Origin of the sequence: Brevundimonas sp., from assembly GCF_013823285.1 — a bacterium.
Lineage (GTDB): Bacteria > Pseudomonadota > Alphaproteobacteria > Caulobacterales > Caulobacteraceae > Brevundimonas.
On sequence record NZ_PNLV01000094.1, the window covers coordinates 1 to 8,923 of the forward strand.

At 68.9% G+C, this 8,923-nt stretch carries 8 protein-coding genes; 3 read left to right on the plus strand and 5 right to left on the minus strand.

Features of this window, described 5'->3' with window-relative positions:
• Positions 1-165: 165 nt before the first annotated feature.
• Positions 166-3,621: a DNA polymerase III subunit alpha gene (gene dnaE / locus C0461_RS11680; protein ID WP_292107112.1), complete on the plus strand. Its 3,456-nt coding sequence runs from the start codon at positions 166-168 to the stop codon at positions 3,619-3,621.
• A 148-nt stretch (positions 3,622-3,769) separates the two neighbouring features.
• Here the strand turns inward: dnaE and lexA are convergent, their stop codons facing one another.
• From lexA to C0461_RS11700, 4 genes are all read right to left on the minus strand, one after another.
• Positions 3,770-4,465 (minus strand): transcriptional repressor LexA, encoded by a 696-nt coding sequence (lexA, locus tag C0461_RS11685; protein WP_292107113.1) that lies wholly within the window; start codon positions 4,463-4,465, stop codon positions 3,770-3,772.
• 91 nt (positions 4,466-4,556) lie between these two features.
• On the minus strand, positions 4,557-5,351 hold the full coding sequence (trpC, locus tag C0461_RS11690) for an indole-3-glycerol phosphate synthase TrpC (protein WP_292107115.1): 795 nt from the start codon (positions 5,349-5,351) through the stop codon (positions 4,557-4,559).
• Positions 5,348-6,376: an anthranilate phosphoribosyltransferase gene (gene trpD / locus C0461_RS11695; RefSeq protein WP_292107117.1), complete on the minus strand. Its 1,029-nt coding sequence runs from the start codon at positions 6,374-6,376 to the stop codon at positions 5,348-5,350. Before trpD ends, trpC begins: the two co-directional genes overlap by 4 nt.
• Before the next feature lie 3 nt (positions 6,377-6,379).
• Positions 6,380-6,970: an aminodeoxychorismate/anthranilate synthase component II gene (locus C0461_RS11700; protein ID WP_292107119.1), complete on the minus strand. Its 591-nt coding sequence runs from the start codon at positions 6,968-6,970 to the stop codon at positions 6,380-6,382.
• 115 nt (positions 6,971-7,085) lie between these two features.
• On the opposite strand from C0461_RS11700, the gene C0461_RS11705 reads away from it, so the two are divergent.
• Complete coding sequence (locus C0461_RS11705; RefSeq protein WP_292107121.1) at positions 7,086-7,280, plus strand: hypothetical protein; 195 nt, start codon at positions 7,086-7,088, stop codon at positions 7,278-7,280.
• 30 nt (positions 7,281-7,310) lie between these two features.
• Positions 7,311-7,964 carry a hypothetical protein gene (locus tag C0461_RS11710; RefSeq protein WP_292107123.1) on the plus strand — a complete coding sequence of 218 codons (654 nt, stop codon included), beginning with the start codon at positions 7,311-7,313 and terminating at the stop codon, positions 7,962-7,964.
• Here C0461_RS11710 and C0461_RS11715 read toward each other — a convergent pair.
• Positions 7,965-8,923 (minus strand): chorismate-binding protein (locus tag C0461_RS11715; protein WP_292107125.1); only part of this gene is annotated, 959 nt, incomplete at its 5' end. It lies immediately after the preceding gene.

Below are 8,923 nucleotides of genomic sequence, written 5' to 3' on the forward strand. Positions count from 1 at the left end.
GAACATAGAACATTCCCGGAACATCACTTCTGGGGATAAGGCATGACGCGTCTGGTTCGGGAATCGCTGTCTCTGGCATCGTGCGCAGGGGTCGTCTGGGTGGTCTGGCAGGTCGCTTTTCTGGTGACGTGACGCCGCCCCGGCCCATGAGTTTCGGAGCAAGGCGTGGCGCACGAGGCCGGTAGCGGGTTCATTCATCTTCGGGTCAAGTCGGCCTATTCGCTGCTGGAAGGCGCGATCAAGGCGGGCAAGGTGGGCCAGCTGGCGGCCGGGCAGGGCATGCCCGCCGTGGGCGTCGCGGACCGGGCCAATCTGTTCGGGGCCCTGGAGTTCAGCCAGGCGGCCCGCGACGCCGGGGTTCAGCCCATCATCGCCTGCGCCCTGCCGGTGCTGGAGATCGGCGGGCGGATGAGCCAGCGCTGGGCCAAAACGCCCACGGTTGTCCTGATCGCCCAGAACGAGGCCGGCTGGCTGAACCTGTGCGCCCTGTCGTCCGCGGCCTATCTGGGCTCGATGGAACTTGCCGAGCCGGGCGTGCCGTGGTCGCTGGTTGAGCAGCATGCCGAGGGGCTGATCCTGCTGTCCGGCGGGCCGGACGGGCCGGTGGACTGTCTGTTCGCGGGCGGCAAGACAGCCGAGGCGCGGGCGGCGCTGGACGCCATGAAGGCGGCCTTCGGCGACCGCTTCTACGTGGAGCTGCAGCGCCACGGTCTGGACGCCGAAAAGGCCGCCGAGCCGGGGCTGGTGCGCTGGGCCTATGACAGCGACGCGCCGCTGGTGGCCACCAACGACGTTCACTACGCCGAGGCGCGGCAGGCCAAGTCCCACGACGCCCTGATGTGCATCGCCGATGGCGCCTTCATCGGCCAGGACGACCGCCGACGGGTGACCGGCCAGCACTGGTTCAAGCCCGCCGCCGACATGCGGGCCCTGTTCGCCGACTTGCCCGAGGCCTGCGACAACACCATCGAGATCGCCCGCCGCTGCGCCTTCATGGTGCAGACGCGCGCGCCCATCCTGCCCCGGTTCGACACCGGCGCGGGACGCAACGAGGCCGACGAACTGGCCCACCAGGCGCGCGAGGGCCTGAAGGCGAGACTGGACGGGCTGACGCTGGCGGCCCCGGAAGCGGACTATTGGGCCCGGCTGGACTGGGAGGTGTCCATCATCCAGCAGATGGGCTTCCCCGGCTATTTCCTGATCGTGTCGGACTTCATCAAGTGGGCCAAGGCGCACGGCATTCCCGTGGGCCCGGGTCGGGGCTCGGGCGCCGGGTCGCTGGTGGCGTGGTCCCTGACCATCACCGATCTGGATCCCATCCGGTTCGGCCTGCTGTTCGAGCGGTTCCTGAACCCCGAACGGGTGTCCATGCCCGACTTCGACATCGACTTCTGTCAGGAGCGGCGCGAGGAGGTCATCACCTACGTCCAGCAGCACTACGGCGCCGACCGGGTGGCCCAGATCATCACCTTCGGCACCCTGCAGGCGCGCGCCGTGCTGCGCGACGTGGGCCGGGTGCTGCAGATGCCGCTGGGGCAGGTGGACCGGCTGGCCAAGATGGTGCCGGCGAATCCCGCCAATCCGGTGACCCTGGCCCAGGCCATCGAGATCGAGCCGCGCCTGAAGGAGGCCCGCGCCGCCGAGGCGTCGGTGCGCCACCTGCTGGATACGGCGCTGGAGCTGGAGGGGCTGTACCGCAACGCCTCGACCCACGCGGCGGGCGTGGTTATCGGGGACCGGCCGCTGACCCAGCTGGTGCCCCTATATCAGGATCCGCGGTCGGACATTCCCGCCACCCAGTTCAACATGAAGTGGGTGGAGCCGGCGGGTCTGGTGAAGTTCGACTTCCTGGGTCTGAAGACCCTGACGGTGCTGGACCGGGCGCGGGGCTACCTTGAACGGCGGGGCGCGGCGCCGGACTGGAGCCGTCTGCCGCTGGACGATGCGCGCACCTATGAGTTGATGGCCTCGGGCCAGACGGTGGGGGTGTTCCAGCTGGAATCCCAGGGCATGCGCGACACCCTGCGCAAGATGCGCTGCGGCTCCATCGAGGAGATCACGGCCCTGATCTCGCTGTATCGGCCCGGGCCGATGGAGATGATCGACACCTATATCGACCGCAAATTCGGGCGGGCCGAGGTGGACTATCTGCATCCCAGCCTGAAGGAGACCCTGTCCGAGACCTACGGCGTCATCATCTACCAGGAGCAGGTGATGAAGATCGCCCAGATTCTGGCCGGATACAGCTTGGGCGAGGCCGATCTGCTGCGCCGCGCCATGGGCAAGAAGAAGAAGGAGGAGATGGACTTCCAGCGGGCGCGTTTCGCCAAGGGCGCGTCGGAAAAGGGAGTGCCGGAAGAGCAGTCCGGCGGCATCTTCGATCTGGTGGCCAAGTTCGCCGGTTACGGCTTCAACAAGTCCCACGCCGCCGCCTACGCCATGATCTCGTTCCAGACCGGCTGGCTGAAGGCCAACCACCCTGTGGAGTTCTTCGCCGCCTCCATGAGCCTGGATATCTCGAACACCGACAAGCTGGCGGTCTTCTATCAGGACGCGCGGCGCTTCGAGGTGCCGATCCGCTCGCCGGACATCAACGCCTCCTCGGCGGATTTCGACGTGGCCTTCGATGACGAGGGCAAGGGGGCGGTGCTCTATGCGCTCGGCGCTATCCGCAATGTGGGGCTGGAAGCCATGCGCCATGTGCAGGCCGTGCGGGAGGAGGGCGGGCCGTTCGCCGACATCTTCGACTTCCTCGAGCGGGTCGACCCACGCAGCGTCAACAAGCGGGCGCTGGAGAACCTCGCCCGGTCCGGCGCCTTTGACAGCATCCATCCGAACCGGCGTCAGCTGTTCGATCAGGCCGACAAGCTGATGGCCTATTGCCAGAGCGTGGCCGCCGAGCGGGCCTCGGCGCAGGTCAGCCTGTTCGGCGGCGATCAGGCGGGCGCCTCCCGGCCACGTCTGGCGGCGGTGGAGCCGTGGGTGGGGCCGGAGAAGCTGGACGAAGAGCTGTCGGCCGTCGGTTTCTACCTGTCCGGCCACCCGCTGGAGGACATGGCCGAGGTGCTGAAGCGCCGCAAACGGGTGACCTTTGTGGCCGAAGCCCTGGGTCTGGCCGAGGCGGGGCATGAGGCGTTCAACATGGCGGGGGTGGTGCGGCGTCGTCAGGAGCGGGCCAGCGCACGGACGGGGGAGAAATTCGCCTTCGTCACCTTCTCGGATCCGACCGGCGAATTCGAATGCCTGTTCCCGCCCGAACAGCTGCGCGCCTGCCGCGAGGTGCTGGAGCCCGGCGCCGCGGTGCTGGTGCGGGTGCGGGCCAAGGCGGCGGACGGGGAGGTGCGCTTCTTCGGAGACTCCGCCAGCCCCATCGATACAGCCATGGAGCAGGCGGTCGTGGGCCTGCGCATCCACGTGTCGCCGCGCGCCGCCGAGCTGGAGGCCCTGCGGTCGCGGCTGGACCGCGCGGTCAGCGAGCGGGGCGGGGAGGTGGTGCTGGTCGCGTCGCTGGAAGGCCGCACCGAGGTGGATGTGAAGCTGCCCGGCCGCTACCGGCTGGACGCCTCCCTGCGCGGGGCGCTGAAGTCGGCGCCGGGCGTGGTGATGCTGGAGGATGCGTAGGGCATCGCGGGCGCTTTTAAATGCGCGTCATTCCCGGGCTTGTCCCGGGAATCCATACGCGTGGAACGTCGAAGGTCGTTCTGCCCCGTCTGAGTCTATGGATCGCCGGGACAAGCCCGGCGATGACGGGTTTCAGGCTCAATAGACCTTAGTGATACCGCCGCATGAGGCCGACCAGCTTGCCCTGGACCTCGACCTGGTCGGGTCCGAAGATGCGGGTCTCGTAGGCGCGGTTGGCAGGCTCCAGGGCGATGGAGGCGCCTTTCTTTCTCAGGCGCTTGAGGGTGGCTTCCTCGCCTTCCACCAGAGCCACGACGATCTCGCCGGAGCTGGCCGTGTCGACGCGCTTGATGACCACCATGTCGCCGTCGAGGATGCCGGCCTCGATCATGGAGTCGCCCTCGATCTCCAGCACATAGTGTTCGCCGGCGCCCAGCATGCTCTCGGGCACCATGAGGCGGTCGCGCTCATGCTGGATGGCGGCGATGGGCGTACCGGCGGCGATCTTGCCCAGCAAAGGCAGCTCACGGGCGTCGTTGGCGGGCTGGATGGCGGCGGGGCGGCCGGCGCCCTCGATGACCTGGGGCGTGAAGGCGGCGCGGCCGCGTGAGGGCGCCGAGGCGGTGGCTTGTTCCGGCATCTTGAGCACTTCCAGCGCCCGGGCGCGGTGGGCCAGACGGCGGATGAAGCCCCGCTCCTCCAGCGCCGTGATCAGGCGGTGAATGCCCGACTTCGACGCCAGATCCAGCGCCTCCTTCATCTCGTCGAACGAGGGCGAGACGCCCGTCTCCTTGATGCGTTCATGGATGAACATCAGGAGTTCGTGCTGCTTGCGCGTGAGCATCGGCCATCTTCCCCGCAGGCCTCTTCCGGGAATCACTCCGGGAACAAGCCGTGAACTGATGTCGATGTTCTGTAAGTGTTCTTCGTTAATGTCAACTTACCGACAGCAACGCTTTCGTCGCCGCCGTGACGTCGTCCTGGCGCATCAGGCTCTCGCCAACGAGGATGGCGCGGGCCCGGGCGTGCGCCACGCGGGCCACGTCGGCAGGTGTGAAGATGCCGCTCTCCGCCACCAGCAGGGCGTTTGACGGGCGCAGCAAAGCCAGACGCTCGGTCGTTTCCAGATCCACCTCGAAGGTCCGCAACGAACGATTGTTGATGCCCACCAGATCAGCCTTCAGCCCGCAGGCGCGCGCCATTTCGGCCTCGTCATGGGTCTCGACCAGGGCGTCCATGCCGAATCGCGCCGCCTCGGCCATCAGTTCGGCGGCGAGGACGTCGTCGATCATGGCCAGGATGACGAGGATGCAGTCGGCGCCCAGCGCCCGGCTCTCGGCCACCTGCCACGGATCCACCAGAAAGTCCTTGCGCAGACAGGGCAGGGCGGTGGCCTCGCGAGCAGCGCTCAGATAGGCGTCGTCGCCCTGAAAGCTGGGACCGTCGGTCAGCACTGACAGACACGCCGCGCCGCCGTCTTCGTAAGCTCTCGCAAGCGCGGGCGGATCGAAGTCGGGCCGGATAAGGCCCTTGGAGGGACTGGCCTTCTTGATCTCGGCGATCAGGGCCGGGCGGTCGGGCGTGGCCTTGTCCTCCAGCGCCTGACGAAAGCCCCGCGGGGGCGAGGCGGCGGCGGCCAGCGCGTCGATCTCCGCTTGCGAGCGGGCGGCCTTGCGCGCCGCCACGTCCTCGCGCTTGTAGGCGGCGATGCGGCTCAGAACGTCGGTCACGCGGCGACCTCTTCCTCATTGGTGATGCGCACAAGCGCGTCCAGCGCGGCGCGGGCGCGTCCGTCGTCGATGGCGGCGGCGGCCAGGGCCGCGCCCTGCGCCAGATCGTCGGCCCGGTCGCTGACCACCAGGGCGGCGGCGGCGTTCAGCAGTACGATGTCGCGATAGGGACCGGCGGCGCCGTCCAGCAGGGCGGTCAGGGCGCGGGCGTTGTGGGGGCCGTCGCCGCCCATCAGGTCTTCGATGGTCGCCTCGGGCAGGCCGGCGTCGGCGGCGGTGACGGTAAAGCGGCGCACGGCCCCGCCCCGCCACTCCGCGATCTCGGTGGGCCCCGTGGTGGTCAGCTCGTCCAGGCCCTGGCCGTGCACGGTCCAGGCGCGTACGGCGCCCAGACGGCCCAGCACCTCGGCCAGCGGCTCGAGCAGGCGCGGATCATAGACGCCCATCACCTGCCGCTTTGCGCTCGCCGGATTGGAAAGCGGACCCAACAGGTTGAAAACCGTGCGGAAGCCGATGTCGGCGCGGACCGGCGCCACGTGCTTCATGGCGCTGTGATGCGCGGGGGCGAACAGGAAGGCGATGCCGGCCTCGTCCAGGGCGCGGCGCTGCCGGGCGGGGGAGGCGGTCAGATTCACGCCCAGTGCGGCCAGCACGTCGGACGACCCGGATTTCGAGCTGACGGCCCGATTGCCGTGCTTGGCCACCTTCAGCCCCGCGCCCGCCAGCACCAGGGCCGAGGCGGTGGAGATGTTGAAGGTGTGCAGGCCCGATCCGCCGGTGCCGCAGGTGTCGATCACCTCATAGGGCAGGTCCAGCTTCAGGGCGGCGGCGCGCATTTCCGTGGCGAAGGCGGCGATCTCCTCCACCGTTTCGCCGCGCAGACGCAGGGCGGTGACGGCGGCGGCCATCTGTGCGGGGGTGGGCTCGCCGCGCAGGCAGGCGGCGAAGAAAGTGTGCGCCTCGTCGGCGGTCAGGGCGCGGCCGTCGGCCAGCTTGGACAGGATGGGCTTGAAGGCGTCCGACATGGCTCAGGCGGCGGCCAGACGGCGCACGCCGGCGATGTCGAGGAAGTTGGCCAGCAGGTCATGGCCGCGCTCGGTGGCGATGGATTCGGGGTGGAACTGGACCCCGTGGATGGGGCGCGTGCGGTGCGCCAGCCCCATGATCTCGCCGTCGGCGGTCCAGGCGGTGACCTCCAGTACGGCGGGCAGGCTTTCGCGCTCCACGGCCAGGCTGTGATAGCGGGTGGCGGTGAACGGATCGGGCAGGCCCCGGAACACGCTCTTGCCCTCGTGGCGGATGGGTGAGGTCTTGCCGTGCATCAGCGCCTTGGCCCGGATGACCTTGCCGCCGAACGCCTGGCCCATGGCCTGATGGCCCAGGCAGACGCCGAAAATGGGGAGGCTGTCGGGGGCTTTCGCCAGCACGTCGAGGCAGATGCCCGCCTGATCCGGCGCGCAAGGCCCGGGGGACAGAAGCACCGCATCGGGGTTCAGCGCCAGCGCTTCGTCGGCGCTCATGTCATCATTGCGGATGACGTGCGTGGGCGCGCCCAGTTCCGCCAGATAGTGGACCAGGTTGTAGGTGAAGCTGTCGTAGTTATCGACGACCAGGATCATGATCCGGCTGTTCTAGGCCGCTCAGGCCAGCGCGCCAAGAACAATGCTCCTGTCCCGGAAAGGGAAAGCTAACGGGTGTGTCCTAGCCTCGCCGGGCAACAATCGGAGAGGGGCCATGACCGAGGCCGACGCCATCCAACGTGCGCGTGACCTGCTGGGACCGCCTCCGGCCAGCGATCCGACCATGGGCGCGCTGGGCGCGGCCCTGCTGGCGGCCGTGTCCGCCCTTCTGATGGCGGGCGCGGTGATCGTGGGGCCCGGGTTCGAAGTGGATCCGTCGTCACCGGGCGTGATGCGCGATTTTGACTGAGTCTGGCCCGGCGCTTGCTGGAGCCGCGCCATGCGCACCATTCTGACACTCTCCGCCGTCGTCGTTCTGGCCGCCGCCTGCGCGCCCAGACCGCACCCTTATCCGGTCGCCGAGGCGCCGTATCTGTTGCACGTGCCCGCGCCGGGGACGGATTACCGCTATCGCAGCGGTCCGCAGGGCTTCGGCCGCACCGGACCGGTCTATGCGCCCGGACCCTACGGGCCGGGACCCGCCCATGGCGGGCACGGACAGGCCTATCAGGGGCCTGCGCCTCAGGGGCCGCCGCCGGGCTATGGCGGCTACGGTTATGGGTATGAAGCCTATGGCGAAGCGCCGCGCGTCCAAGGGTATTCGGACGGCTATTCGTGGGGCGATCGCCGCCATTCCGTGCGCGGCGGGTCCAGCTATGAAAGCCGCGAGATGATGACCGAGGAAACCTATGTCACAGGCGGGGTGATCGTGGAGCGCGAGAGGCCGCGCGCGCCCCACCGGCCCGACCCTGCGCCTTATCGGGACACGTCAGGATACACGTCCTATCCCGGTCCTTATGCCGAATCGTCGCGGTTTGAGCCGCGCAGGGCCGAGCCTTCGCCGTACGCGGCGCCGCCTGCCGGACCGCCGCCTGTTCGGCAGCCGCAACCGCAGCAGCCCTATCCAGACGCGGGCCCTGAGCCGTTCTACTGATCAGCCGAACCGCCAGGCTTCCTCGGCGGCGGCCTTGAGGGCGCGGGACTTGTGCAGGGTCTCCTCGTATTCGGCCTTGGGGTCGCTGTCGGCCACCACGCCGGCGCCCGCCTGAACATGCATCATGCCGTCCTTGAACAGGGCGGTGCGCAGGACGATGCACGCGTCGATTTCGCCGCCTGACGAGATGTAGCCCGCCGCACCCGCATAGCCGACCCCGCGCTTGACCGGCTCCAGTTCGTCGATGATCTCCATGGCCCGCACCTTGGGCGCGCCGGACAGGGTGCCGGCGGGCAGGGCCGCCAGCAGGATGTCCACCGGATGCAGGTCCGGCCGGGCCTTGCCCGTGACGTTGGACACCAGATGCATGACGTGGCTGTAGCGCTCCACGAAGAAGCTCTTCGTCACCTTGACCGAGGCCGGTTCGGCAACCCGGCCCACGTCGTTGCGGCCCAGATCCACCAGCATCAGATGCTCGGCCCGCTCCTTGGGATCGGCCAGAAGCTCGGCCTCCAGCGCCTGATCTTCTTCCGGCGTCTTGCCGCGCGGGCGGGTGCCGGCGAGAGGGCGGATGGTCAGTTCGCCGTCGCGCAAACGGACCAGAATCTCGGGGCTCGAGCCCGCCAGCTGGAAGTCGCCGAAGTTCATGTGGAACAGGAAGGGCGACGGGTTGGTGCGGCGCAGGGAGCGGTAGAAGGCGAAAGACTCTCCGGCGAACGGCGCACTGAACCGCTGGCTGGGCACCACCTGGAAGATGTCGCCCGCCGCGATGTAGTCCTTGGCCCGGCCGACGATGGCCGCGAAACCGGCTTCAGTCTCCGAGGCCTGAAAGACGACGGGGTCCGGCGCGCCGGGGGCGGGGCGAGGCGTGGGCTGGTTCAGGCGCTCCACCACAGCATCCAGCCGGGCCAGGGCGGCGCCGTAGGCGGTCGCGCCGTCGCTCCCGTCCTGCCAGGCGG